General features: G+C 60.5%; 22 protein-coding genes and 1 pseudogene. 10 read left to right on the top strand and 13 right to left on the bottom strand.

What is annotated here, in order from left to right:
• Positions 1–35 precede the first annotated feature (35 nt).
• The 4 genes from J1G33_RS14625 to J1G33_RS14610 all read right to left on the bottom strand — a co-directional run bounded on the left by J1G33_RS14625 (position 36) and on the right by J1G33_RS14610 (position 4552).
• Positions 36–1355: an LLM class flavin-dependent oxidoreductase gene (locus J1G33_RS14625; protein WP_032875290.1), complete on the bottom strand. Its 1320-nt coding sequence runs from the start codon at positions 1353–1355 to the stop codon at positions 36–38.
• Positions 1356–1367: 12 nt separating this feature from the next.
• Positions 1368–2324 (bottom strand): ABC transporter substrate-binding protein, encoded by a 957-nt coding sequence (locus J1G33_RS14620; RefSeq protein ID WP_223018285.1) that lies wholly within the window; start codon positions 2322–2324, stop codon positions 1368–1370.
• Positions 2325–2480: 156 nt separating this feature from the next.
• Positions 2481–3812 (bottom strand): ATP-binding protein, encoded by a 1332-nt coding sequence (locus J1G33_RS14615; RefSeq protein ID WP_223018284.1) that lies wholly within the window; start codon positions 3810–3812, stop codon positions 2481–2483.
• A complete protein-coding gene (locus tag J1G33_RS14610; RefSeq protein WP_223018283.1) occupies positions 3809–4552 on the bottom strand; it encodes a response regulator in 744 nt (247 codons plus the stop codon). Before J1G33_RS14610 ends, J1G33_RS14615 begins: the two co-directional genes overlap by 4 nt.
• Before the next feature lie 129 nt (positions 4553–4681).
• On the opposite strand from J1G33_RS14610, the gene J1G33_RS14605 reads away from it, so the two are divergent.
• The 3 genes from J1G33_RS14605 to J1G33_RS14595 all read left to right on the top strand — a co-directional run bounded on the left by J1G33_RS14605 (position 4682) and on the right by J1G33_RS14595 (position 6637).
• Positions 4682–4993 carry a hypothetical protein gene (locus tag J1G33_RS14605; RefSeq protein WP_078821384.1) on the top strand — a complete coding sequence of 104 codons (312 nt, stop codon included), beginning with the start codon at positions 4682–4684 and terminating at the stop codon, positions 4991–4993.
• Positions 4993–5658 carry a DUF3313 domain-containing protein gene (locus J1G33_RS14600; protein ID WP_223018282.1) on the top strand — a complete coding sequence of 222 codons (666 nt, stop codon included), beginning with the start codon at positions 4993–4995 and terminating at the stop codon, positions 5656–5658. Before J1G33_RS14605 ends, J1G33_RS14600 begins: the two co-directional genes overlap by 1 nt.
• Positions 5659–5767: 109 nt before the next feature.
• Entirely contained in the window at positions 5768–6637 is an 870-nt protein-coding gene (locus J1G33_RS14595; RefSeq protein ID WP_005788420.1) for an oxaloacetate decarboxylase, read from the top strand.
• A gap of 96 nt (positions 6638–6733) precedes the next feature.
• Here the strand turns inward: J1G33_RS14595 and J1G33_RS14590 are convergent, their stop codons facing one another.
• A complete protein-coding gene (locus J1G33_RS14590) occupies positions 6734–7501 on the bottom strand; it encodes a hypothetical protein (protein ID WP_223018281.1) in 768 nt (255 codons plus the stop codon).
• 190 nt (positions 7502–7691) lie between these two features.
• Between J1G33_RS14590 and J1G33_RS14585 the strand changes: the two genes are divergently transcribed.
• Positions 7692–8072, top strand: coding sequence for a RidA family protein (locus tag J1G33_RS14585; RefSeq protein WP_032875277.1), 381 nt, complete (start codon positions 7692–7694; stop codon positions 8070–8072).
• Between the two features lie 205 nt (positions 8073–8277).
• Positions 8278–10257, top strand: a complete 1980-nt coding sequence (locus tag J1G33_RS14580; RefSeq protein WP_103735185.1) for a U32 family peptidase — start codon at positions 8278–8280, stop codon at positions 10255–10257.
• Here the strand turns inward: J1G33_RS14580 and J1G33_RS14575 are convergent.
• Entirely contained in the window at positions 10235–11137 is a 903-nt protein-coding gene (locus J1G33_RS14575; protein WP_223018280.1) for a DMT family transporter, read from the bottom strand. The two genes, J1G33_RS14580 and J1G33_RS14575, sit on opposite strands and share 23 nt — an antisense overlap.
• Before the next feature lie 108 nt (positions 11138–11245).
• Between J1G33_RS14575 and J1G33_RS14570 the strand changes: the two genes are divergently transcribed.
• On the top strand, positions 11246–11686 hold the full coding sequence (locus J1G33_RS14570) for an Lrp/AsnC family transcriptional regulator (protein ID WP_032875274.1): 441 nt from the start codon (positions 11246–11248) through the stop codon (positions 11684–11686).
• A gap of 67 nt (positions 11687–11753) precedes the next feature.
• On the opposite strand, the pseudogene J1G33_RS14565 reads toward J1G33_RS14570, so the two are convergent.
• Positions 11754–12920: pseudogene (locus J1G33_RS14565) on the bottom strand (aminotransferase class I/II-fold pyridoxal phosphate-dependent enzyme); the annotation flags it as partial.
• 195 nt (positions 12921–13115) lie between these two features.
• Between J1G33_RS14565 and J1G33_RS14560 the strand changes: the two are divergent.
• Complete coding sequence (locus J1G33_RS14560) at positions 13116–14462, top strand: sodium:proton antiporter (RefSeq protein WP_032875272.1); 1347 nt, start codon at positions 13116–13118, stop codon at positions 14460–14462.
• 120 nt (positions 14463–14582) lie between these two features.
• On the opposite strand, the gene J1G33_RS27885 is transcribed toward J1G33_RS14560, so the two are convergent.
• From J1G33_RS27885 to J1G33_RS14550, 3 genes are all read right to left on the bottom strand, one after another.
• Positions 14583–14717: a hypothetical protein gene (locus tag J1G33_RS27885; RefSeq protein WP_005788437.1), complete on the bottom strand. Its 135-nt coding sequence runs from the start codon at positions 14715–14717 to the stop codon at positions 14583–14585.
• Between the two features lie 11 nt (positions 14718–14728).
• A complete protein-coding gene (locus tag J1G33_RS14555) occupies positions 14729–14941 on the bottom strand; it encodes a hypothetical protein (RefSeq protein WP_032875270.1) in 213 nt (70 codons plus the stop codon).
• An 85-nt stretch (positions 14942–15026) separates the two neighbouring features.
• Positions 15027–15572 carry a hypothetical protein gene (locus J1G33_RS14550; RefSeq protein ID WP_032803895.1) on the bottom strand — a complete coding sequence of 182 codons (546 nt, stop codon included), beginning with the start codon at positions 15570–15572 and terminating at the stop codon, positions 15027–15029.
• A gap of 426 nt (positions 15573–15998) precedes the next feature.
• On the opposite strand from J1G33_RS14550, the gene J1G33_RS14545 reads away from it, so the two are divergent.
• Together J1G33_RS14545 and J1G33_RS14540 are read left to right on the top strand one after the other, a co-directional pair.
• Positions 15999–17408: a circularly permuted type 2 ATP-grasp protein gene (locus J1G33_RS14545; protein ID WP_005788442.1), complete on the top strand. Its 1410-nt coding sequence runs from the start codon at positions 15999–16001 to the stop codon at positions 17406–17408.
• A 2-nt stretch (positions 17409–17410) separates the two neighbouring features.
• Positions 17411–18361: an alpha-E domain-containing protein gene (locus J1G33_RS14540; RefSeq protein WP_005788443.1), complete on the top strand. Its 951-nt coding sequence runs from the start codon at positions 17411–17413 to the stop codon at positions 18359–18361.
• Positions 18362–18487: 126 nt separating this feature from the next.
• On the opposite strand, the gene J1G33_RS14535 is transcribed toward J1G33_RS14540, so the two are convergent.
• Both J1G33_RS14535 and J1G33_RS14530 read right to left on the bottom strand, forming a co-directional pair.
• The gene (locus J1G33_RS14535; RefSeq protein ID WP_223018278.1) at positions 18488–20746 is read right to left on the bottom strand and encodes an ATP-dependent DNA helicase; all 2259 of its coding nucleotides are present in this window, start codon (positions 20744–20746) and stop codon (positions 18488–18490) included.
• Positions 20743–22389 carry a VRR-NUC domain-containing protein gene (locus J1G33_RS14530; RefSeq protein WP_032875265.1) on the bottom strand — a complete coding sequence of 549 codons (1647 nt, stop codon included), beginning with the start codon at positions 22387–22389 and terminating at the stop codon, positions 20743–20745. The genes J1G33_RS14535 and J1G33_RS14530 overlap by 4 nt, the downstream gene beginning before the upstream one ends.
• A gap of 188 nt (positions 22390–22577) precedes the next feature.
• Between J1G33_RS14530 and J1G33_RS14525 the strand changes: the two genes are divergently transcribed.
• Entirely contained in the window at positions 22578–22802 is a 225-nt protein-coding gene (locus J1G33_RS14525) for a YgdI/YgdR family lipoprotein (RefSeq protein ID WP_005788446.1), read from the top strand.
• A gap of 71 nt (positions 22803–22873) precedes the next feature.
• Here the strand turns inward: J1G33_RS14525 and J1G33_RS14520 are convergent, their stop codons facing one another.
• On the bottom strand, positions 22874–24298 hold the full coding sequence (locus J1G33_RS14520) for a lipase (RefSeq protein ID WP_223018277.1): 1425 nt from the start codon (positions 24296–24298) through the stop codon (positions 22874–22876).
• Positions 24299–24367 lie beyond the last annotated feature (69 nt).

The following is a 24367-nucleotide window of genomic DNA, read 5'->3' as shown; positions in this document are numbered from 1 at the left end:
ATGGGGAGGTGCTTGGCTCCCTGTCGACACCGCTATCAAACCTTGAACCGTGGTATCGCCAACCCCAGACTTTCGCGCAAAGTCGAGCCTTCATACTCTGTGCGGTAAACCCCACGCTCCTGCAACAACGGAATCACCTCCCGGGTGAATCGATCGAACTGCCCGGGGTGGCCGATGTAGATATTGAACCCGTCCACAGCCCGCGCCTGGAGCCAGGCGGCCATTTTCTGCGCCACCGTATCGGCGCTACCCACGAAGGCGCCAGGACGCAGTTGCCGACCAAACTCAATGGCCTGGCGCAAGGTGAAACCCTTCTCCCGCGCCTGATCGGCGATGCGTTTGGCATTGGTGAAAAAACTGCTGCGCGCCGCTTCCAGGCTCTCTTGCGGGAATGGCGCATCCAGGTCGTACTGGCTGAAATCATGCCAGCCGAAATTACGCCCGAACTCCTTGAGCGCCAGTTCAAAACTATGGTCGAGTTGATGGTAGTGCTGCTCGATTTCCCGGGCCTGTGCATCAGTGTCACCCACATAGACTTCCGCACCGGGCATGATCAATAACTGCTCCGGATCGCGCCCTCTTTGTGCCGCCCTGCCCTTGATATCCCGGTAAAACGCCTGGCCCTGCTCGATGCTGGCCGCATGGGTGAAGATCACGTCCGCCGTGGCTGCGCCCAGATCGCGGCCTGGCTCGGAATCTCCGGCCTGAAAGATCACCGGTTGGCCCTGGGGTGAGCGTTGGATATTCAGCGGGCCGACCACGCGAAAATGTTCGCCCTGGTGGTTCAGGCTGTGCAGCTTGCTGGGGTCGAGAAACTGGCCGGTAGCGCGGTCGCGCACGAACGCATCGTCTTCGTAAGAGTTCCACAACCCCTGCACCACCTGGACGTGTTCGGCGGCGCGGCCATAGCGGGTGGCGTAGTCATAATGTTCATCGCGGCTGTAATTGCCTGCGGTGCCAGCATCACCGCTGGTGACCACGTTCCAGCCGGCGCGGCCTTTGCTGATCAAATCCAGGGACGCCAGGCGCCGCGCCACGTTATACGGCGAGTTGTAGGAGGTGGTCAGCGTGCCAACCAGGCCGATATGCCGGGTACTCACCGCCAGCGCCGATAACAGTGTCAGCGGCTCCAGGCGATTGAGGTAATGGGACGGCGAGCCGGGGGTGATAAATTGGCTGTCGACGATAAACATCAAGTCGAACAGCGCCGCCTCGGCCTGGCGCGCAATCTCGATGTACCAGTCGACGTTGACGCTGGCATCGGCCGGCAGTTGCGGGTCGAGCCACAGGTTATGCCGGCCCGGGCCACCACTGCCCATGGTCAGGGCGCCCAGTTTGAGCTGTCTTTTAGTCATGACGAGACCCCTTCAGGGCTGGCGGCTGGCGACGGCGGGCTGCAAGGACGCCGCGAAGGAAAGGTCAAACAGTTGGGCGGCCGGGTAAGCCTTGATCAGGCCCTGGCTGGCGAAAAAGTCCACGGTCTTTTGCGCTTCCACAGGCACCTGGGCGGTCAGTGGCTCGACGGTGGTGCGCGCCCGAGCAAACCACACACGGGCGATGTCGGCGTCGGCACGGGTGCGCTTGGCCCAGGCATCGGCATAGGCATCGGCGTTGGCCGGGTTTTGGCGAGCCCAGTCACGGGCTTTTTTCAGCCGCTGGAGAAAGTCGCTGATAGGCTCACGCTTGGCCTCTACCGCATTGGCGTTGGCGGCAATGAAGCTCTGGGCCGGGATCAGCCCCTCGGCGGTCGCCAGCACTCGCGCACCCTGGCGTTCCTGTTGCGTGACATACGGCTCCCAGGTGGCGATGACGTCAACCGCGCCGCCCTCCAGCGCATGGGACGCATCCAGCGCGCTGAGGTAGCGCAACTCCAGAGAGTCCCGTGCAACCCCGGCTTTATCCAATGCAGTCAGCAGCAGTTGCTGGCTCCAGGAGCCCTTCCAGATGGCCGCACGCTTGCCCGCAAGATCGGCCAGGCTGTGGATCGACGAATCCTTTTTCACCAGGATCGCCACGCCCGCAAGATTCTGGCGGCTGACGGCAATCACCTTGATCGGTGCGCCCAATGCGCCCAGGAACAATACCGGCGCATCGCCCAGCAGGCCGATATCCAGGCTGCCGACGTTGAGCGCTTCGGCCACCGGTGACCCGGCGGTGAATTGCTTCCACTCCAGGGTATAGGGCAGATCATCCAACACCCCCGCCGCTTCCATCACCGCTTGGGCGTTATAGCTCTGGTCACCCACGACCAGGGTTTGTGCCTGTGCCGTCAGGCTTAGCAAGGTGGCGGCCAACCCGGCCGCCAGTGTTGTCAGGTAACGCACGCTCGTCTCCAGATGCCGTGTTGGGCAGTCAAGTCGATCCGCGCGTGCGGTCTCGGCAATGTTCGTAAGGATCAATACGATGCTGTTCTAAGAGGCGCGTGTAAAATACCTATAACGCATAACGTAATGCGCAAATAATGCGCGCACCGCATCAGGCTATCGAGGCAGCTCGACCCGCGCCACCAAGCCTGAGCCACGCAGACGGTTGCTTAGCGTCAGTTCGCCGCCCTGCTCGCGCACAATGGCGCGTGCTGCTGAAAGCCCGAGACCCACGCCACCGGTATTACGATTGCGCGAGGTTTCGAGGCGAAAGAATGGATCGAATACGCGCTCAAGGTCAGCCTCGGGAATCCCCGGCCCCTGGTCATGAACCTCAATGCAGATGCGCTGACCGTCCGCACTCAGAGAGATGCCAGGGTGACGCGCATATTTGGCGGCGTTCTCCAGCAGGTTGACGATCACCCGCTTAAGTCCCAGTGGGCGTCCGTGATAGACCAGGTGGGACGGCCCAATGAAATCCACCGCAAAATGCTGGTCGCGATAGTCATCGATGATGGTTTGCAGCAGCTCCGACAGATCGAATGCAGTGCGTTGCTCCAGCACCGTATCGTCGCGAAAGAACGCCAGCGCAGCGTTGATCATCGACTGCATTTCCTCGACATCGCGAATCAGTTTGTGCTGATGGTCCAGATCCTCCATGAACTCGCAACGCAGGCGAATCCGCGTCAAAGGCGCGCGCAAGTCGTGGGAAATCGCCGCGAGCATATGGGTGCGTTCGCCAATGAAATGCTGGATCTGCGCCTGCATGGTGTTGAAGGCGATGATGGCCTGGCGTATTTCGTGGGGGCCTTCGCTGTCGATGGGCGGAGCGCGCAAATCACCACCAAAACGCCTGGCGGCACTGGCGAAACGCTGCAACGGTTGGGCCAATTGCCGGGTCGCGAGCCACGCCACCAACAAGGTCGCGATCAACCCCAGGGTGATGATCACCGCGATGCGCGTGGGTGCGCTCAGCCCCCACGTGCGTTCAGGCGGGACGAATGACAGCCAGCTGCCATCGAGCAACTGCACGAGCGCAACATAGTGCGCTTCGGGGCTGCCACGCGGCCAATCGTTGGGGCTGAACACCTTAATTTGTCGCCCAGTGCCAAACAGTGCTTGTATCCCCGGGACTTCGCCCGTTTGAAGCGTCGTGTTGCCGTCGGGAAGGCCGAAATCCGCAGGGTCGTTATGCCAGGCCACATGCAGGCGGGCATCGCTGGCCGCTGCCGCCAGTTGCGAACGCAGCGTTGCAGGCGCGGCTTCGATGACTTTGGTGGTGGCGGCCATCTGCTCCAGCAACCCCGTGCGCTCGATCGGCGGGCGCGCCCAGACCCCGGCAACCTGGACGAACAAGGCATTAAGCGCCAGCGAAGCGAGCATCGCGGCGAGAATGGTCAGGGCGATGCGCCGGTTCAGGGTGTCGCGACGCAACAGGTCGCGGATCATGACCGGGTGACCGGGGCGGTGAACAGATAGCCGCCATTGCGTACCGTGCGGATCAGGTCCGGGCGTTTGCAATCGGGCTCGATCTTGCGCCGCAGTCGGCTGACCTGCACGTCGATGCTGCGGTCGAAGGCGTCGTGGTCCCGGCCGTGGGTCAGGTCGATCAATTGGTCGCGGGTGAGGATGCGCTGAGGATGCTCAAGAAACACCACCAGCAAGTCGAATTCGCCACCGGACAGCGGAATCATCACGCCCTCGGGAGAGCGCAGCTCGCGGCAGGTAATATCCAGATGCCAACCGGAGAACGCGATGATTGGCCGGGAATGCTCACTGCCAGCGCCGACGGGCTGCCCCGCCCGCCGTTGCACCGCACGCAGACGGGCCAGCAATTCGCGGGGAGCAAACGGTTTGGTCAGATAGTCGTCGGCGCCCAGCTCCAGGCCGACGATGCGATCACTGAGCTCGCCCATGGCCGTGAGCATGATGATTGGAATGCCCATCTGCGCCCGGACTTTCTGGCACAGGCTAAGACCGCCTTCACCGGGCAGCATGAGGTCAAGGATAATGGTGTCTGGCCGCTGCCGGGCGATGGCTGCCCACATGGCTTCTCCGTCGGCAGCCACGTCGACTTCATAGGCGTGCTGCACGAAGAACTTCTTCAGCAATGCCCGAATTTCTCCGTCGTCGTCGACGATCAGCAGTCTGCTCACGTTCCCAGGTCCCCTGGCAAAAAAGGAAAACATCTAAAACCATTCCGGCGCCGGGGTCATTTATTTCAATCGAGCAACATTCCTTCGCCACGGACACAACCCGGACATCTTCGGGAAAAACCCGTCGGGCATCCTGCACGCCTTCCATTCAAGGAGACGTTCATGAAGGTTTCTAGCAGCAGGTATACCGAGCAGGCACAGGACACCGGGCGGCCATTGGTGCTGAGCCAGCGCACATCGTCCCCCGCACAGGACAGCCCCATGCTGTTCCAGGAATCCTGCCTGGGCCTGACGGCGGACCAGGACCGCATCGTATTGCGCCGCTACTTCGAACATTACAGCCCCGACGCCGGGCGCTGGGTCGAGTATGCCCACTCCATCCCCATCGCCGAGCTTGTCCATTGGATCATGACCCATGGGCAGTTGCACATCGAATGCTCTCATGACAACCCGAACGAACAGGCAGCCCACTGATGACCTGCAAACGTTCACTGCCGTTATTGATGGCGGCCACCTTGAGCCTGGCGGCCTGCAGCAGCAACCGTATCGAGCCCGAAGACGCGGGTTTTCTTCACGATTACAGCCTGCTTAAAGAGCACCAGATTGCTTCGGGCCAGACCGTGCTGAGTTGGGTCAGTCCGGCCTTGAAGCGTGGCCGATACAAGCAGGTGTACCTGGCGCCCAGCCAGTTTTTCCCGGCCGTTGAACCCAGCGCCCAGATACCGCAAAGCACCCTCTTCCACGTCACCGGATATTACGACCTGGTACTGCGGTCGGAGCTTGGCAAACACATGTATCTGGCCGCAAAGCCCGGGCCCGACACGCTTACGGTACGCCCCGCCATTACCCGGATCGCCACCAGCCCCCAAGGCTTGCGCCTGTATGAATGGCTGCCGATCACCCTGGTCGCAGCGGGCGTGAGCACCGCCGCCGGCATCCGCGACCAGGACAGCGAGATCGCCACGCAACTGTCCCTCGAAGACGGCTCGACCGGCGATGTGGTGGCAGCCATCGTGAGCGAGGGCACCGGCATTCCCCTGGATAACGACAAGCAAGTGATGACCGCCGACAACGTAAAAGAAGTGCTCGACGGCTGGGCCCGTGACCTGGGCCAGTCATACAGCGCCGTCGCTCAATAGCACGGCCCCGCTCAAACGTCATAATCCCCTGCCCGTCTGCGTGGTAATCTCCCGGCACCACGAATAGACATTGATCGTCACTTGACGATGACCAAAGCCAGGAAAGAACATGCCCAAGATTTCTCACTCAGCGCTACGCCGTAACTTCCGTGACCTGCTGGCAACGCCCATCTGCGTTGAAACCGCCTCCGTATTCGACCCCATGTCTGCCCGCATCGCAGCCGACCTGGGTTTTGAAGTCGGAATCCTGGGCGGTTCAGTCGCCTCCCTGCAGGTGCTGGCGGCCCCCGATTTTGCGTTGATTACCCTGAGTGAGTTCGTTGAGCAAGCCACCCGCATTGGCCGTGTCGCCCAGTTACCCTTCATTGCCGACGCCGACCACGGCTACGGTAATGCGCTGAACGTGATGCGTACCGTCGAAGAACTGGAACGCGCCGGTGTCGCCGCGCTGACCATTGAAGACACCCTGCTGCCGGCGCAATTCGGGCGCAAGTCCACCGATTTGATCTCGGTAGAAGAAGGCATCGGCAAGGTCAAGGCAGCCATTGAGGCGCGCGTCGACCCCGCATTGTCGATCATTGCCCGCACCAACGCCGGCGTGTTGCCCACCGCCGATGTTATCGCCCGCACCAAAGCCTACGAAAAGGCCGGCGCCGATGGTATCTGCATGGTTGGCGTCAAAGACTTCGAGCACCTGGAGCAAATCGCCGAGAACCTCAGCGTGCCGTTGATGCTGGTGACCTACGGCAACCCGCAACTGCATGACAGCGAGCGCCTGGCCAGCCTGGGCGTGCGCATCGTCGTAGCCGGGCATGGCGCCTACTTCGCCGCGATCAAGGCCACCTACGACAGCCTGCGTGCGCAACGCCAGCTTACCCATAGCACGTCCAATCTCAGCGCCACGGAGCTGACCCACACCTACACGTTGCCGGAGAGCTATGTGGCGTGGGCTGAAGAGTTCATGGACGTTAAAGAGTAATTGCCCTGCCGGTGCTGATTCGCCTTGTCAGCATCGGACTCATCCAACCGCCAAGGCTCACCGCGGTAAAAACTGTGATGGCGCAAAACAGTTGTTTTACGTCATCACAATGAATCCCAGGTACTCGCTGATGTTCTGCATTTCGAAGTATTTTTGCTGAGCATTGAGTACAGGGGCAGGACCATGCAGAAACAGCCTTACGTGCTGACCTTTGGCCAATTGATTGGCTACTGGATCACTGCGCTTCATTTTTACCCTGATCGGCACTGGTTTGTTTTGTGTATCGAACTTGAGCCAGGTTACGACTAAAACTACGTTATCCAGCAGCGACACCGTCGCCTGAGCATGGGTGATGAGTTGATCACATCCCAGGGACGCAATGTTCTTTTGAGCGGCAGTAAGCTGCGCAAACGCATCGAAATAGGTCAGTTGCTGGCCCGCGATAGATAGCGATGTTCGCTGACGGACGTTTACGGTCATAGCAGACCATGCTTCAACAACTTCAGCCAAAGTGCCTGGGTGTATAACCGCAGACGTCGACGCTTGGAGCGACGAGGCCAGAGCTTGCATCTCGGTAACCGTTGGTTTGGCGTTTTTGCGCCGCGTGGAGAGTTTGCCCAAGTGGCTTGGGATAAGCGGCGGCGCGATATAGGCCGGTCGCGGGGCTGACACTCCTGGAAACGCAGACGCATGAGACGGGGCTTTTTCGTTCACACAGCGCGGTTTGTGAGAGTTCAGCGCCCTGAAATAGAAGTTGCCCAGAATTGAAATGGCCGCAACGACCTCCTCAAGGCAACAAGGGCAAAAATAAAACAGGTCCTTGGGGGCCGCGTGCGCAAAACTGGCCGACACGTTAGCGTCCATGTCCCAGCACGCTGCCGTCGTCATTAACTTAACTACCATTCCAATATCCCTATCGTTCGTTCACTGACATGCTGGCGCAAGCTTACCTGTTAGAGGGGGTAGCAACTACAGACGCAGGCGCCGTGACCTTCGAGCGGGCAGTGTTTAAACTGTTCGCCAACCTTCGATCCGCACTGCACATGAGACCTACATGGCCAACCACGATCTTTCTTTCACTCCCGACCCAGATGCCGACTCCATCTCCTCCGATGTCATCGGCTTCAACGGCATTCTGGTCTCGACCCAAATCCCGACCCACGCCGACGGCAGCCTGGAGCTGGGCGATATCACCCTGCAAAGCGAATGCACCCTGCAAGCGCTCAAAGTCGCGCTGGAAAAAGCCGGCAGTTCCATGGACCGGGTGATGCACCTGACCATCTACCTCACCGATATGGCCGACCGCGCTGCGTTCAATGAAGTCTACAAGCGCTTTTTTGCCAAGCCATGGCCGGTGCGGGCTGCGGTGGGTGTTGCTGCATTGGCGGTGGACGGAATGCGTGTTGAAGTAACAGCGATGGCTGCCAAAGCCTGATATCTATGACGCTACAGCAAATGTGGGAGGGGGCTTGCTCCCGATAGCGGTGGGTCAGAACAGTTTTAATTACTGACACACCCTCATCGGGAGCAAGCCCCTCCCACACAGGGCCCTGGGCCCGACAGCCCTGCGGTAGATGCCGGCCGGGCATTTCACGGCTACAATGCGCGCCTCGACCGTGACAAGCCTGACTAAAAAAACTATGTCCTTGCCCAAGCATCACCTTGAATTGCTCAGCCCTGCACGCGATGTCGCCATTGCGCGCGAGGCCATTCTGCATGGCGCCGACGCCATTTATATCGGCGGGCCGAGCTTCGGCGCTCGCCATAATGCGTGTAACGACGTGAGCGATATCGCGCAGCTGGTGGAATTCGCCCGTCGATACCACGCCCGCGTCTTCACCACCATCAACACCATCTTGCATGACAACGAGCTGGAGCCAGCGCGCAAGCTGATCCACCAGCTGTATGACGCAGGTGTAGACGCGTTGATCGTGCAGGATCTGGGCGTGATGGAGCTGGATATTCCGCCCATCGAGCTACACGCCAGCACCCAGACCGACATCCGCACCCTGGGCCGGGCAAAGTTTCTTGATCAGGCCGGTTTCTCGCAGTTGGTATTGGCCCGTGAGCTGAACCTGCAGGAAATCCGCGCAATCGCCGACGAAACCGATGCCGCCATCGAATTCTTTATCCACGGCGCCCTGTGCGTGGCGTTCTCCGGGCAGTGCAATATTTCCCATGCGCAGAATGGCCGCAGTGCCAACCGTGGCGATTGCTCCCAGGCCTGCCGTCTGCCGTACACCTTGAAAGATGACCAGGGCCGCGTCGTGGCCTTTGAAAAGCACCTGCTGTCGATGAAAGACAACAACCAGAGCGCCAACCTGCGCGCGCTGGTCGAAGCGGGTGTGCGTTCATTCAAAATCGAAGGCCGCTACAAGGACATGGGCTATGTGAAGAACATCACCGCCTACTACCGCCAGCGCCTCGACGAAATCCTCGAAGACCGCCCAGATCTGGCCCGTGCCTCCAGCGGGCGTACCGCGCACTTCTTCGTGCCAGACCCGGAAAAAACCTTCCACCGTGGCAGCACCGACTATTTCGTCACCGATCGCAAGATCGACATCGGCGCGTTCGACACCCCGACGTTTACCGGCCTGCCGGTGGGTGTGGTGGAAAAAGCCGGCAAGCGTGACTTGCAGGTAGTCACCCATGAGCCGCTTTCCAACGGCGATGGTCTGAATGTGCTGGTCAAGCGTGAGGTGGTAGGGTTCCGCGCCAATATCGCCGAGCCTAAAGGCGAGTTCGAAGAAGACGGCGAGAAGCGCTATCGCTACCGCGTCGAGCCGAATGAAATGCCGGCCGGCCTGCATCAGTTGCGCCCCAACCATCCTTTGAACCGTAACCTGGACCATAACTGGCAACAGGCACTGCTCAAGACGTCCGCCGAACGCCGTATCGGTCTGGCGTGGGTTGCACGCCTGCGTGAAGAGCAGTTGCACCTCACCGCCACCAGCGAAGAAGGCATCAGCGCCAGTGTCACCCTGCCCGGCCCGTTTGGTGTAGCCAACAAGCCGGAACAGGCACTGGACACCCTGCGCGATCTGCTCGGCCAGCTCGGCACCACGGAGTATCACGCCACCCGCATCGAGCTGGACGCGCCGCAGGCGTTCTTCATCCCCAACTCGCAGCTCAAGGCCATGCGCCGTGAAGTGATCGAAGCCCTGACCGCCGCCCGCATCCAGGCGCACCCTCGGGGCGGACGCAAGGCCGAGACCACCCCGCCGCCGGTGTATCCGGATGCGCATCTGTCATTCCTGGCCAACGTCTATAACCAGAAGGCCCGCGACTTCTACCACCGTCACGGCGTGAAGCTGATCGATGCGGCCTTCGAAGCCCACGAAGAAACCGGCGAAGTGCCAGTGATGATCACCAAGCATTGCCTGCGTTTCTCGTTCAACCTGTGCCCCAAACAGGCCAAGGGCGTCACCGGCGTGAAGACCAAGGTCGCGCCGATGCAGTTGATCCACGGCGACGAAGTGCTGACCTTGAAGTTCGATTGCAAGCCGTGCGAGATGCATGTGGTGGGCAAGATCAAGGGGCATATTCTTGGGTTGCCGCAGCCGGGCAGTGCTGTAGAGCATTTCAATCCGGAAAACCTCATCTATCAGGGCACGCACTGAGCTGACGGGCGCGGGGCCACCACCAGCCCCGCTGCAGCCCGGCAGCGGCCAGCAGAATCGCCGCCACACCCAGCCATTGCAGCCACCCCAGGCGATGCCCGAACGCGATCCAGTCGACCAGGATCGCCGCAATCGGATAGATGAACGACAACGCGCCGGTCATCGCCGTGGGCAGCTTCTGAATAGCCCCGTACAGCAACACATACATCAAACCGGTATGCACCACGCCCAATGTCGCCAGTGCCGTCCAGGCAGTGGTCGACCCGGGCAAGCTGTGCCAGGGCACCAGCGGCGCCAGCAGCACGGCGCCGGTGGTCACCTGGATCAACGCCATCAAATGCGGCGGTACGTCCTTCAGGCGTTTGATGATCAGCGCCGCCACCGCGTACAAAAATGCCGCGCCCAAGGCCAAGGCAATGCCAGCAAGATAGTTCCCGCCACCCGATTGCTCACCATGGGCGGTCACGATCGCCAACATGCCCAGGAACGCCACACTCAGCCACGCCATTTTCTGCACGGTGATCTTCTCACCGAGAAACACCGCTGCCAGCATCACCAGTATGAACGGCTGCACGTTGTACACCGCCGTGCTGATCGCGATGGACGCACGGGAATAGGACTCGAACAGCAACAGCCAGTTACCGACGATCGCCACGCCGCTGAGCACTGCCAGCCCTAGCTTGGCCCAGTTGAGTAACTCCAGGCGCAAATACCCCAGCAACGCGCACACCAGCAGCAGTGTCAGCGCGCCAATCACGCAACGCCAGAACACCACCTCAAGCACCGACACGCCCGACACCAGCACAAACCAGCCAATGGTGCCGGAGATCAGCATGGCAGCGATCATTTCCCAGGTTCCGCGACGGATTGATGTATCCATGATTGAGGCTCCTCAAGTGAGGCTCAATTATGGCAATCTGCTCGACACGGCTACAGCGACTAAAAAAGGCAAAACCCAGGATTCACCTTTTCTTATTAGGCAAAGCTCATGATCGACACTATCGACCAGCAATTGATCGCCGCCTTGATGGACGACTCGCGCCTGTCCCTCAAGACCCTGGCGGGCATCACCGGTTTGTCTTCGCCGAGCGTCAGCGAACGTCTGCGCCGCCTGGAAGAGCGCGGCGTGCTGACCCACTACACCGTCGACATCGACCCCAAGCACTTCGGCTACCTGCTGCAAGCCATCGTGCGCATCCGCCCTCTGCCCGGCAAATTGCAGGAAGTGGAACGCCAAATCCAGGCGATCCCCGAGTTCACAGAATGCGATAAGGTCACGGGCGACGACTGCTTTATCGCACGCCTGCATGTACGCACCATGGAGCACCTCGACACGCTGCTGGACCGGCTGAATACCTATGCCGAGACCAACACCGCTATCGTCAAGAAAACCCCGGTGAAACGGCGTTTGCCGCCGTTGGCTGACTAACAGGGCTGCGTAGCCTGTGGGAGAGTTGGGCAAGTACTCACGCCCAGTGCACGGCCCGCTCACTGGCAAGCTGTTCAATAAACAGCACAATCCGCCGACAGGCTTGCGCCAGACGCTCCTCGCCCAAGGTAAAGGAAAGCCGAACGAAGCCCTGGGCAGGCTCGCCGAAGGCTGCCGCGTCCAGCACCGACACGCCAGCTTCACGAAACAGGCGCCAGGCGAAATCCAGGGACCCCAGGCCCGTATCGCGCACATCCACCAACACAAACATGCCCGCTTGCGGCGCCTGCACGCGGATGCCCGGGCAGGCGCTCAAGGCAGTCACCACCAGGTCGCGTCGGCGTCGGTAAGTCTCAAGCATGCCTTGCGTGACTTCGTCATGGGCCAACACCGCAGCTGTCGCCGCCTCCATCACGAAGCCGGGCAAGCCGTACATCATGCTCAACAGCAGGGTTTCAGCGTGCTGCACCATTTGCGCTGGGGCGATGAGCCAACCGATTCGCCAACCGGTCATGGCATGGGACTTGGACAAGCTGCCGATCACAATGCAGCGCTGCGCCATGCCCGGCAACGCCGCGAGGCTGTGGTATTGACCGTCGAACACCAGGCTTTCGTAGACCTCATCCACTACCACCCACAGGTCATGTGCGATCGCCAAGTCCGCAATGGCTTGCAGCTCTTGCCGGTTGAGCACCACGCCAGTGGGGTTGTTCGGATTGGAAAAGAATATCGCCCGGGTGCGCGGCGTGATCGCGGCGGCGAGCAATGGTGGATCCAGTCGAAAGCCGGACTGCGCACTGCAGGGCACCCGCACCAGGGTGGCGCCGCTGGCCTTGAGCGTGGCTTCGTAGGTGACGTACATCGGGTCGAGCACCAGCACTTCGTCGCCGGCCTGCAACAGGCATAGCGAGCTGATGAACAGCGCGTTCTGCGCACCGGGCACGATGATGACGTTGTCAGCCGCCAACGGGCGGGCCAGGGTCTGGCGGTAACGGGTCGCGATCGCCTCGCGCAAGGCCGGGCGCCCGGCGATCTCGGTGTAGTGGGAATCTCCCGCGTGCAAGGCATTGACGGCGGCGTCAGTGATAAAGGCCGGCGTGGCGAAATCCGGGTCGCCGACGCTGAGGATGATGACGTCTTCGCCCTGGCCGGCAGCGTCGAACGCAGCGTGGTGGATGTCCCAGGCGGCGACGCCCTGCCCTGCAATTCGCTCAACGAAGGGAGAAAACCTCATGCCAGAGCCTCTGGTGAAAGAATAAAGACGCAAATCCATAAATATGCGCGCGGCAACAATCGGTCAACTTAGTGCATAGCAAACCGTCGTTCAATGGATAAATAGGGCCTTGTCCCCGTGGCAGGCAATCACATTGAACCCCCTCCCGGTCGCTGTTCTCAAACCTGCATAGACCACGGCCCTGGAACACGCACGATGACTTTCATTCTATGGTTGGCCGTATTGGGCGCCGTACTGCTCACCCTCGCCCTCACCTCCTCCTATTTGCGCTGGATGCCGGTGACCACCTCAGCGGTGTGCTTGTTGCTGGGCATCGCCATTGGCCCGCTGGGCGTGGACTTGTTGCACCTGGACGTGAAGGGCTCAGCGCGCTGGATGGAGCACCTGACGGAAGTGGCGGTGCTGTTTTCGCTGTTTGTCAGCGGTTTGAAATTGCGCCTGCCGCTCAAGCACCGCACCTGGCGCATCGCCTTTGGCATGGCCGGGCCGGTGATGCTGCTGACCATCCTCGGCACCTGCCTGTTACTGCACTACCTGTTCGATTTAACCTGGGGCGTTTCATTGCTGGTGGGGGCGATGCTGGCGCCCACAGATCCGGTGCTGGCCGGCCTGGTGCAGGTCAACAATGCCCAGGACTATGACGCGTTGCGATTCGGCCTGTCCGGCGAAGCAGGGTTGAACGACGGCACTGCGTTTCCTTTTGTGATTTTTGGCCTGCTGTTCATGCAACATGGCGGTTTCGACGGCGACTGGTTCGGCGGCTGGGTGCTGAAGAACCTGCTGTGGGCGGTACCGGCCGGGCTGTTGATGGGTTACTGGATGGGCCGCGGCATTGGCCGTATCACCCTGCGCCTGCGCTTGATCAATGCCGATAGCACCCTGTCACCGAATGACTACCTCACCCTCGCGCTGATTGCCCTGGCGTATGTGACGGCTGAAGCGGTCGGCGGCTACGGCTTCTTGTCGGTGTTTGCGGCGGGCCTGGGGCTGCGCCAGGCCGAGGTCAAATCCACCGGTTATGCGCAAACGCCGGCCGAGCACCTGGCCCAGCCGGTGGTGGGCCATCTGGAGATCGAGCCCGAGCAGGCGCTGCACGGTGACGTCAGCCAGTTGAAGGACACCCAGATCGCCGCCGGCGTGATGATGGGCGACATGCTGGCTTTTGGCAGCCTGGTCGAGCGCTCGATGGAAGTGTTCCTGGTCAGCGTATTGGGCATCGTGTTGGTCAGCCATTGGGATTGGCGCGCGCTGGCGGTGGCGGCGTTGCTGTTCTGTGTGGTTCGCCCGCTCAGCGTGTTTGCGATGCCTTGGGGCAGCCTGCTGGATCGGCGACAACGCAGCCTGGTCAGTTGGTTTGGTATTCGTGGGATCGGCAGCCTCTACTACCTGTTCTATGCGCTCAACCATGGGCTGATCGGTACCAGCAGCGCCGTGGCGGTGAACCTGACCCTCTCGGTGATCGCGCTGAGCGTGATGGTGCATGGCCTCAGCACCCAGCCCTTGCTGGCGTGGTACGAACGACGCGCCGCGCACAAAAAATGAATCCTGCGCCGCGCTTGGCGTGACGGATAACCGCGTACCGGGCCAGAAGGTTTCAGTGGATCAAGCACAGTAAGAATACCTACTGTTCAAGCTCACCGATCCCTTTGGCCCGCCGCCCGATCAATCCTGACTGTCGGTATTGCCGACGTCGGCCGCTTCATCCAGATCGTTGAGCGGCACTTGCGCATCATCCATCAGCGAACCCGGATCTTCATTGCCGGGGTCGTTGAGTTCTTCGTCGAGTTCTTTTGACATGACCGTCTCCGTTAACCGCCTTGGGTATCGATATCGGCATCGGTTTCAGGCTTGTGCTCGCGCTCAGGCTTGAAGTCTGGACTGTAGTCGTTCTCCTTGGCCTTGGGGTCGCTGGCAGGCGTCGGGTCCTTGGGCGCATCGGCAGCGGTGCCCGGAGCTGGCTCGCCACCATCGATGGCAGGGTCATTGCGGTTGCTGGTTTGGGGATCGTTGGATGTAGACATGGCATACCTCTTCACAGACCGGTGATAAATCTTTACCGCGTAAAGCTAAGGCGTCACGTGCCCCAGTGAAGTTCCGTCCGATTGCTCAGCGCAGTGGATTGTCCACCTGGATATAAAACGCATAGATGCCCAGCACCAGCCAGAACACCATGAACAACCACGGCGCGCGCATGGAAAACAGCAACGACTTGCGATAGCCCTTGTGACTGGACTCCATTTCGGAAAACAGCGGCGATTCATCGTAGGCCAGGCCCATCACCGGCTCGCTGCGCAGCAATTCGCTTTGCTTGTAGTGCCAGTGATCAATGATCTGGTAGGCCGCGCGTATGCCAGGCCAGGCGTTGAGCGAGCTGAGAATACCCAGCGCGGCGAGGATCACCGGCACCACCAGCGTGAACAGCTTGCCCCATTCCGGGTTGAGGTTGCCCATGCCGGACACGAAAGCGATCACCAGAAACGATTGCGCAGTGAGGTAAGCGTCAGTGCGGTTGGCCAGGATGCTGGTTTCGTACTGGATCTCGCGCCGGTAGAAGTCGAGGCGATCCTTGGGCGAGCCGAAGATCTTGGCGTTGTGTTCACTATGGTCGGTCAGGGCCGCTTCCGGCGTGTTTGGGGAGATGATTCGGGGCACAACGATGCTCCACAAAGTGACGGGACTCATTAGAAGAATCGGGCGTGGATGAAGTTCAAGTTTCTTGCGCACCAAGTCAGGGCACCCTCTGCCCCCTTGTGGTGAGCCCGCTTCTGTGGCGAGCGAGCTTGCTCGCGCTGGGCTGCGCAGCAGGCCCCCACAAAAGCGCGAGCGCTGCGCACTCCAGCGCGAGCAAGCTCGCTCGCCATAGGTAATTGCCACCTTGTGTGCGTTCCGGCACATCCCTTGCTTTATCCATTCATCTACCCGAAAACAGGAGCATTCGTTACCCCGCGACCCAGAGCCGACTCCATAAGAAAGTAAGGACCAGGCCTGTTGGCACCCTCAGCCACGGGCTCATAAGAACATGCGTTTTTTAAGCGGCAGTGCCACCCAGGAAACCCTCGGCACTGACAAGGTACTGGAATGGCTCGAACTTTCTTCGATGAAATGAATGACGCAAACGGCGTATGCCGCGCCCACTATCAGGATTTTTCCCGCTGGCTGGCCAACACGCCGCCGGAACTGCTGGCCCAGCGTCGCCGTGAAGCCGACTTGCTGTTCCATCGCGCCGGGATCACCTTCACCCTGTATGGCGACGAGCAAGACACCGAACGCCTGATTCCCTTCGACATCATCCCCCGCAGCATCCCCGCCAGTGAGTGGAGCCTGATCGAGCGCGGCTGTATCCAGCGGGTCAACGCACTGAACATGTTCCTCGCCGACATCTACCACGACCAGCGCATTATCAAGGCCGGGATCATTCCGGCAGAACAGGTGCTGGGCAACGAGGGCTATCAGAAGGCGATGGTCGGCCTGGACCTGCACCGCGACATTTACTCGCACATCTCCGGTGTCGACCTGGTACGCGACGGCGACGGCACCTATTACGTGCTCGAAGACAACCTGCGTACCCCCAGCGGCGTGAGCTACATGCTCGAAGACCGCAAGATGATGATGCGCCTGTTCCCGGAAGTGTTCGCCAAGCAACGCATTGCGCCGGTGGACCACTACCCCAACCTGCTGCTCAAGACCTTGAAAAGCGCCAGCCGCCTCGATAACCCCAATGTGGTGGTATTGACCCCTGGGCGCTTCAACAGCGCTTTTTTCGAACACGCGTTCCTGGCGCGGGAAATGGGCGTGGAGCTGGTCGAAGGCGCCGATCTGTTCGTGCACGACCTCAAGGTATTCATGCGCACCACCGATGGCCCCAAGGCGGTGGACGTGATCTACCGGCGCATCGACGACGCCTTCCTTGACCCCGAGGCGTTCAACCCCAAGTCAATGCTCGGCGTACCCGGCCTGGTGGCGGCCTATTGCGCGGGTAATGTGGTGCTCGCCAACGCGATCGGCACCGGGGTGGCTGACGACAAGTCGATCTACCCCTATGTGCCGGCGATGATCCGCTTCTATCTGGACGAGGAGCCGGTGCTGCAAAACGTACCGACCTTCCAGTGCCGCAAGCCCGATGAACTGTCCCATGTGCTGGCCAACCTGGAACAACTGGTGGTCAAGGAAACCCAGGGTTCCGGCGGCTACGGCATGTTGGTGGGCCCCGCCTCCAGCGCAGCCGAGATCGAAGATTTTCGCCAGCGCATCAAGGCGCGTCCCCACGCTTATATCGCCCAACCGACCTTGAGCCTGTCCACTTGCCCGACCTTTGTCGAAAACGGCATCGCGCCCCGGCATATCGACCTGCGCCCCTTCGTGCTCTCGGGCAAGGAAACCCGCCTGGTGCCGGGCGGCTTGACCCGCGTGGCGCTGAAGGAAGGTTCGCTGGTCGTCAACTCGTCGCAAGGCGGCGGAACCAAGGACACCTGGGTGGTGGAGGGCTGAGTATGTTGAGTAGAACCGCTGCTGATCTGTACTGGATGTCGCGCTACCTGGAACGCGCCGAGAACCTGGCGCGCATGTTGGAAGTCAGTTATTCACTGTCGTTGATGCCCCAGGCCGGGCGCAGCGATGGCCTGGATGAGCTGGCAATGTCGTTGCTCAGCAGCGGCACCCTGGACAGCTACCTGGAGCGTCACCAGACCCTGGATGCCGAGCGCATGTTGCACTTCTTCGCCCTGGACGAAGAAAACCCGGCCAGCATTTACAACTGCCTGCGCGCCGCCCGAGGCAATGCCCACGCCGTGCGCGGGCGCATCACCGCCGATATGTGGGAAAACCTCAACGCCACCTGGCTGGAAATGCGCAGCATCGCCGCCGGCGGCCTGGCGCGGCATGGCATCAGCCACTTCTGCGACTGGGTCAAGCAACGCTCGCACCTGTTTCGCGGCGCGACCTCGGGCACCATCATGCGCAATGACGCCTACCGGTTTATTCGCCTTGGCACCTTTGTCGAACGCGCCGACAACACCTTGCGCCTGCTGGATGCGCGCTATGAGATGTTTGGTGAAGAGTCCGAAGAAGTCAGCGACTTGTCGGCTCGCGGTTATTACCAGTGGAGCGCCCTGCTGCGTGCGCTGTCCTCGTTCGAGGCGTACACCGAGTTATACCCCAACGCCCTGAATGCACGCTCGGTCTCGGAGCTACTGCTGTTACGCAGCGATGTCCCGCGCTCGCTGCACGCGTGCATCGAAGAGTTGAGCCATATCCTCGCCGACTTGCCCGGCAGTTACGGACGCACGGCGCAGCGCCTGGCGGCGGAGTTCGAAGCAAGGCTGCGGTATACCGGGATCGATGAGATTCTGGAAGATGGACTGCACGCCCGGTTGACGGACTTTATCGACACCGTGCGCGAGTTGGCGCGGGCGATACACAGTTCTTACCTGGAAGTAATCTAAGCAACACCACCGCTCAAATGTGGGAGGGGGCTTGCTCCCGATAGCGGTGGGTCAGCTACATACTGGCTGGCAGATACGCCGCAATCGGGAGCAAGCCCCCTCCCACATTTGAATCGCCGTAATCTGTCAAACATTGATCGCCCACCACCTCGGCAGCAACTGTCGAACCCGTGCCTCGCCAAAGCGGTCATCGATCAGCATTACCACGCCGCGATCGTGCTGGCTGCGGATCACCCTCCCCGCCGCTTGCACCACCTTCTGGATGCCGGGATACAGGTAGGTGTAGTCATACCCCGCGCCGAAAACCTCGCCCATGCGTGCCTTGATCTGTTCATTCACCGGGTTGAGTTGCGGCAAGCCCAGGGTGGCAATAAAAGCGCCAATCAAACGCGCCCCCGGCAGGTCGATACCTTCGCCAAACGCGCCGCCCAATACCGCAAAACCGATGCCTTGGCTGTGCTGGGTGAACTGGTCCAGGAACGCCTGGCGCTCGGCCTCGGCCATGCCGCGTGACTGCAGCCACAGTGCAATCTGCGGGTGTCGCTCGGCGAGTAACTGCGCCACTTGCTGCAGGTAATCGAAGCTGGAGAAAAACGCCAGGTAGTTGCCCGGCTGCTCGGCAAATTGCCGGGCGATCAATTCCACAATAGGTTCCAGCGACGCCTGGCGGTGCACAAAGCGTGTAGAGATGCGCTCAACGATGCTGACCTGCAATTGCTCGGCCTTGAACGGCGACTCTACATCGACCCAGGCAGTATCCGCCGGCAACCCGAGTAAATCGGCGTAATAGTGGCGTGGGCTCAGGGTCGCGGAAAACAGCACGCTGCTGCGAGCCGCCGTCAATCGGGGCCGGATGAATTCGGCCGGCACCACATTACGCAGGCACAGGGTCGAGCTACTGCGCTTGCCACTGAACTGGCGCTTGCTGATGTCGAAGATGAAGTGTTCGTTGAATAGCTCGGCCACCTTGGAAAATTGCAGTGCTTCAAAGTAGAAGGCTTGCAGGTCTCCATTGAGGGACTCGGGGTGATCGTTGAAGTAGTCGCCCATGGCGCTGGTGCACAGGCTCAGGGCCTGTAGCAGTTTGTCGGGCCGGGTGGCATAGGCCTGATACGGCGCGACTTGTTCCTTGTGCAACGCGTTCCACTCGCGGTTCAGGCGCTGCAAGGGTTTGTTCAGCGGCTCGGGCGCGGTATCGCGCAAGGTCTTGAGGCTGTATTGGTCGAGGCTGGCGCTGTACATCGAACGGGCGCGTTCCACCAGGTTATGGGCCTCGTCGACCAGCGTCGCAACACGCCATTGGTTCAACTGCGCCAGGCCGAATAACAGGGCGCCGAAGTCGAAAAAATAGTTGTAGTCGGCGACCACCAGGTCGGCCCAGCGCGCCATTTCCTGGCTGAGGTAATACGGGCACACGTCATGGGCCAGCGCCACACTGCGCAGGCTGCGCTGATCGAGCAGGCGAACCCTGGACGCGGCATGGCGGGCGGCGGGCAAGCGGTCGTAAAAACCCTTGGCCAGTGGGCAGGAATCACCATGGCAGGCTTTATCCAGGTGTTCGCACGCCTTGTCCCGTGCAACCAGCTCAAGTACACGCAGCGGCAGATCCGGACTGCTGTCGTACAGCACCTGGGCGGCATCCAGGGCGAGCTTGCGCCCCGGCGTTTTGGCGGTAAGGAAGAACACCTTGTCCAGCTGCTGCGGCGCCAGCGCCTTGAGCATCGGGAAGAGGGTACCGACGGTCTTGCCGATGCCCGTGGGCGCCTGGGCCATCAGGCAACGACCGGTGCTGACCGCCTTGTAGACCGACTCGGCCAACGTACGCTGCCCGGGACGAAAATCGGCATGGGGAAATGCCAGGGCTTGGGCGGCCTTGTTGCGCTTATCGCGGTGCTGCATTTCCAATTGGGCCCAGTCGAGGAACAACGCACATTGCTGATTGAAAAAGCGCTCAAGCTGCGCCGCGTCGAAACGTTGGTTCAGCAGCGTCTCGCCTTCGCCAACGATATCGAAGTACACCAGCGCCAAGTCGATTTCGCCGAGGCCGAGCTTCTGGCACATCAGCCAGCCATACACCTTGACCTGGGCCCAGTGCAGTTGCCGATGGTTGGCGGGCTGGGCAGAGAGGTCGCCGCGGTAGGTTTTGACTTCTTCAAGGCGGTTGGCGTCGGGGTCGTAGCCGTCCGCCCTGCCCCGCACGTTGAGCTGCTGGTATTGCCCCTCCAGGGCGACTTCATTCTGGTAGTGCGCGCTGCGCCGGGACGCCACCGTACGGTGGCCGACGATACCTTCCTGGGCGCTGGGCGACGGGGTAAAGCGCAGGTCAAGGTCGCCGACCTTGGCCGTGAACTCACACAGCGCCCGTACGGCCACGCTGTAACTCAAGCGGGTTGCTCCGCCCAGCGCACGTAACAGACGGTGACCGGCATCTGGTACTCGCCGCAAAATTGCAGCCAGCGCAGTTGGTTGTCTTGCAGGCGGTCGCCCGGGCCCTTGACCTCGATCATGCGGTAGGTTTTTTGTGCAGGCCAGAACTGGATCAGGTCCGGCATTCCGGTGCGGTTGGCGCGGATATCCAGCAGCAGGCGTGTGAACCAATGGCGCAGGTGCTCGGCGGGCAGGCAGGCCAGGGCTTGCTCCAACAGCTCTTCGCTGAGCAGGTTCCAAAACACGAAAGGTGATTGGATACCCCATTTGTCCAGAAAACGTTGGCGGATGGTGGCCTTGTAGCGCTCATCCCCCAGTTGCTCGAAACACGCAGCAAACAACGCCTCGCGGCGTTGATGGAAGTCTTCGCTGTGCAGGTCCGCCGGCCCACGCTGGAACGGATGGAAGAACGCGCCCGGCAGTGGCGCGAAAATCGCTTCCCAGCACAACAGGCCGAACAGCGAGTTGATCAACCCATTCTCGACGTAATGCACCGGTGCCTCGGGCTCGTTCAGGTGCGCCTGGACGCAGTATTCCACCGACATCAGCGGCGCCTGGGCGAGTGCCAGGTCAAGGCGTGCAACCGCTTGCGGCTTGGCCTTGGGCAACGCCGGTTCGCCGAGTTTGCGGCGCAGGCGCGGCAATACACGCAGCAAGTGCTGTTGTTCAGCGGCGCTTTCCGGGGCCTGCTGAGCTGCGGTGGCCAGGGCCAGCGCTCGGGCGTAATCCTCTTGGCGCTCAACGACCCGGATCAACCGCGCACGTGCACCGGGATAGGCGCAGGCAAGGTAGATCTGTTCAGCCAGCGCAAGCTCGGCGCAGCGCTCGCAATACTGGCCGATCTGGAACAACAGCTTGGCGCGGCGTTTTTCCAGCCAGGGGTTGTCGGTGCACAGGCCAGCGATCTGCACCAGCAGCGTGTCCAATGCCTCACCGGCTTCAAACGCTTGCTGGCACTGGTGCAGGAACAGGAACCCCACCACGTCGTCACGCGTGCGTAACCCGCGGGACTCGGCGCAAATCTCGACTTTTTCATAGGTGTAGATGCCCAGGTCTGCCAGCACGAACTCGGACCAGTCCTGGTGCAGGTTGCCAAAGAACATCAAGCGCAGGCGATCACACAACGCCATGACCGTAAGGCTATAGAGCACATCATCCAAGCCCGGGCACCATTGAGCAAAACTGCGCGGCTCGCTGAACTGCGCCGCCAGCGGTTCGAGCCAGGTGGCCTTGTTGCCCTTGGGCTGATCGATCCAGGGCCTGAACGCGCCGAGGATTTCGCCCTTTTGCAGCAAGGCGAACAAGGTGGCAAACGGCAGCGGGCTTTGGTCATCCACCCATCCCAGTTCTCGTAATGGGCCCGCGGCCGCATGGGGGCAGCCGATTTCCACATAATTAAGCTTGGCGCCGCGAAAATGCACACCCTTGCGCATCACCATGCGCACCAATAACGCCTGGGACGCCTGGGGCAACCTGTCAAATTGCTGAATGAAATGCTGTTCGTCCGCATCGAGCAGATCGGCATAGCGTTGCCCCAGCCAGGCCAGGACCTGGCGGAAGTTATGCAGGTAATACAAGGGGTCTTCGAGGGGGTTGGCCATGGCGCAAGGGAGTCAAATACTGGTTATGCATACAGAGTGCCGATGCAAAGCCGTTGTTGCAATCGGTAATAGATAAATGGCGCCTGCAACTTTTTGCAAAAAAACGATCAGATGAGGGAGTTGATCGCGTAACATTTATAGCCCACAGCCAGATGCTGCGGGACTTTTCAGGGTTAAAGGTAAGGGTTATGAACATGAAGAATTTGGGTCTGCCGCTGGTTGCACTCACTTTTCTGGTATTGGCCGGTTGCTCCACGCAAACGGTAGTGACATTGCAAAATGGCACGCAGTATTTGACCAAGGACACGCCCAACGCCAAGACAGCCGACGGCTTCTATGAATTTACCGATATCGCCGGCAAGCGCATTCGCATCAAGGCCGATGATGTAGCCACGGTGCGCAAGGAAAACTAATCTTCGAATCAACACCGATCAAATGTGGGAGGGGGCAGGCCCCCTCCCACAGTTTTCAACCGCATTCCAACTTAAGCGATAACAATCCCCTCCCCCGACAGACTGCTCACGCCCACCAACGTCACCGAATCGGCACCAAAACTGATCACCGTATCCCCGCCAACCACCTTGGTGTGATCGCGATAATCGGTACTGCCCTGCACATCGTTGAACACCAGCTTGTCTGTCGACTGATAGCCAATCACTCGATCATTACCAAACTGCCCACTGAACAAAAACGTGTTATGCCCGCTGCTGTCGCGGATCGTATCATTACCCTTGCCGCCTTCGATAAAGTCCGCCCCCCTGCCGCCCTTGATCAGGTCGTCGCCGTCGCTGCCGATGATAAAGGTATTGCCCTTGTGCGCCTCGGCGTTGCGGTTCAAGTCCTGCACCCAGGTGTTGGCCCGTGCCGGATCGGACAGGTTGGCGACGATCACTGTGGAGTCACGGGTCATCTGCTCGTAGAAGCCGGACTCGAGGATGCGCGTCATGCCGTCGCCATAACCGGTGGGCAAGTGCGAGACCCAGGTCGGCAGGTTGAGGATGGAAAACGGCAGCACGTTCCACAGTGCGGAAGCGTAGTGGTCGTTGAAGCTGACAATATTGTCGGTGCTCGATTCGTGGGGTTTGTCGTGTACGCCCAGGGACGACAGGTTGAATGAGGAACCGTCCAGCGCCCGGAATACCGGGTCGTTTTCGTAGCCGACGTTAAGCACCTTGTCGCCGGCGCTTTGGGTGGGCGACGCATAGGCTACGTAATTGGAATCGGTGTAGAACCCTGACCATTTGCTCCCGCTCAGATCCGCCATGCTGTTGACCGCAAGGCCGCCCAGGCTGTGGCCGCTGACCACCACATCCTTGCCGCTCAGGCCCTGGGCGCTGGCATAGTCAGCGACGTCGCCGAGCAAGTTGCCAAACGCCTCGCCAGCGTAATTTTTTGCATAGTCCTTGGGACCGAATGCAGCAAGCAGGTCACTGATCACATCCCCGATGGAATCGGTGATCAGGCTTTCCCGTGGCCCCGAGGTGCCACGGAAGCCGATGCCGATTTCCAGCAGTTTGCCGGCGTCATCGTATTTGCCCAGCACTTCCACTTGGGCGGTACCGTAGGCAGCCTTTTCGCCAAAGAAGGTGCCACGGGCATCGACCTTGCCGGTATAGCCCAGGGTGCTGGCGCTGATGGGGGTCCAACCGGCCTGTTGCACTGCGTCGAGGGCGGCTTTTTCTGAATCCGGGTTCCACGGGATCCCGGGAATCACGCCTTGGGCGTTGCCGCTGCCAATCAGCGCGCTCACCAGCGTGGCCGGCAGGCCAAGGCCCAAGCCGTTGTTCTGGTAACCCACGGCAAAGCCGTTATCCAGGTTGTGGTAGGAATACATCGTGATCGCCATCGCATCGGCGAACAACGTTTTGGAACCCTCGGTGCCGAGGTTTTTATAGTCAAAGATACCCATTGGTAGTGCCTCTCTGTTGTTGGATTTGTAGAGAAAGCCAAAACACCTGTTATCCGTTACCTACTGTAG

This window comes from Pseudomonas sp. P867, from assembly GCF_019891455.1.
Lineage (GTDB): Bacteria > Pseudomonadota > Gammaproteobacteria > Pseudomonadales > Pseudomonadaceae > Aquipseudomonas > Aquipseudomonas synxantha_A.
The sequence above is the reverse complement of the archived record's forward strand: the minus strand, read 5'-3'. Positions and strand labels throughout refer to the sequence as shown.

Coding starts and splice junctions, on each gene's coding strand:
- J1G33_RS14625 (WP_032875290.1), bottom strand. CDS start 1,355: ATGACTAAAAGACAGCTCAAACTGGGCGCCCTGACCATGGGCAGTGGT.
- J1G33_RS14615 (WP_223018284.1), bottom strand. CDS start 3,812: ATGATCCGCGACCTGTTGCGTCGCGACACCCTGAACCGGCGCATCGCC.
- J1G33_RS14610 (WP_223018283.1), bottom strand. CDS start 4,552: ATGTTTTCCTTTTTTGCCAGGGGACCTGGGAACGTGAGCAGACTGCTG.
- J1G33_RS14605 (WP_078821384.1), top strand. CDS start 4,682: ATGAAGGTTTCTAGCAGCAGGTATACCGAGCAGGCACAGGACACCGGG.
- J1G33_RS14600 (WP_223018282.1), top strand. CDS start 4,993: ATGACCTGCAAACGTTCACTGCCGTTATTGATGGCGGCCACCTTGAGC.
- J1G33_RS14595 (WP_005788420.1), top strand. CDS start 5,768: ATGCCCAAGATTTCTCACTCAGCGCTACGCCGTAACTTCCGTGACCTG.
- J1G33_RS14590 (WP_223018281.1), bottom strand. CDS start 7,501: ATGGACGCTAACGTGTCGGCCAGTTTTGCGCACGCGGCCCCCAAGGAC.
- J1G33_RS14585 (WP_032875277.1), top strand. CDS start 7,692: ATGGCCAACCACGATCTTTCTTTCACTCCCGACCCAGATGCCGACTCC.
- J1G33_RS14580 (WP_103735185.1), top strand. CDS start 8,278: ATGTCCTTGCCCAAGCATCACCTTGAATTGCTCAGCCCTGCACGCGAT.
- J1G33_RS14575 (WP_223018280.1), bottom strand. CDS start 11,137: ATGGATACATCAATCCGTCGCGGAACCTGGGAAATGATCGCTGCCATG.
- J1G33_RS14570 (WP_032875274.1), top strand. CDS start 11,246: ATGATCGACACTATCGACCAGCAATTGATCGCCGCCTTGATGGACGAC.
- J1G33_RS14560 (WP_032875272.1), top strand. CDS start 13,116: ATGACTTTCATTCTATGGTTGGCCGTATTGGGCGCCGTACTGCTCACC.
- J1G33_RS27885 (WP_005788437.1), bottom strand. CDS start 14,717: ATGTCAAAAGAACTCGACGAAGAACTCAACGACCCCGGCAATGAAGAT.
- J1G33_RS14555 (WP_032875270.1), bottom strand. CDS start 14,941: ATGTCTACATCCAACGATCCCCAAACCAGCAACCGCAATGACCCTGCC.
- J1G33_RS14545 (WP_005788442.1), top strand. CDS start 15,999: ATGGCTCGAACTTTCTTCGATGAAATGAATGACGCAAACGGCGTATGC.
- J1G33_RS14540 (WP_005788443.1), top strand. CDS start 17,411: ATGTTGAGTAGAACCGCTGCTGATCTGTACTGGATGTCGCGCTACCTG.
- J1G33_RS14530 (WP_032875265.1), bottom strand. CDS start 22,389: ATGGCCAACCCCCTCGAAGACCCCTTGTATTACCTGCATAACTTCCGC.
- J1G33_RS14525 (WP_005788446.1), top strand. CDS start 22,578: ATGAACATGAAGAATTTGGGTCTGCCGCTGGTTGCACTCACTTTTCTG.
- J1G33_RS14520 (WP_223018277.1), bottom strand. CDS start 24,298: ATGGGTATCTTTGACTATAAAAACCTCGGCACCGAGGGTTCCAAAACG.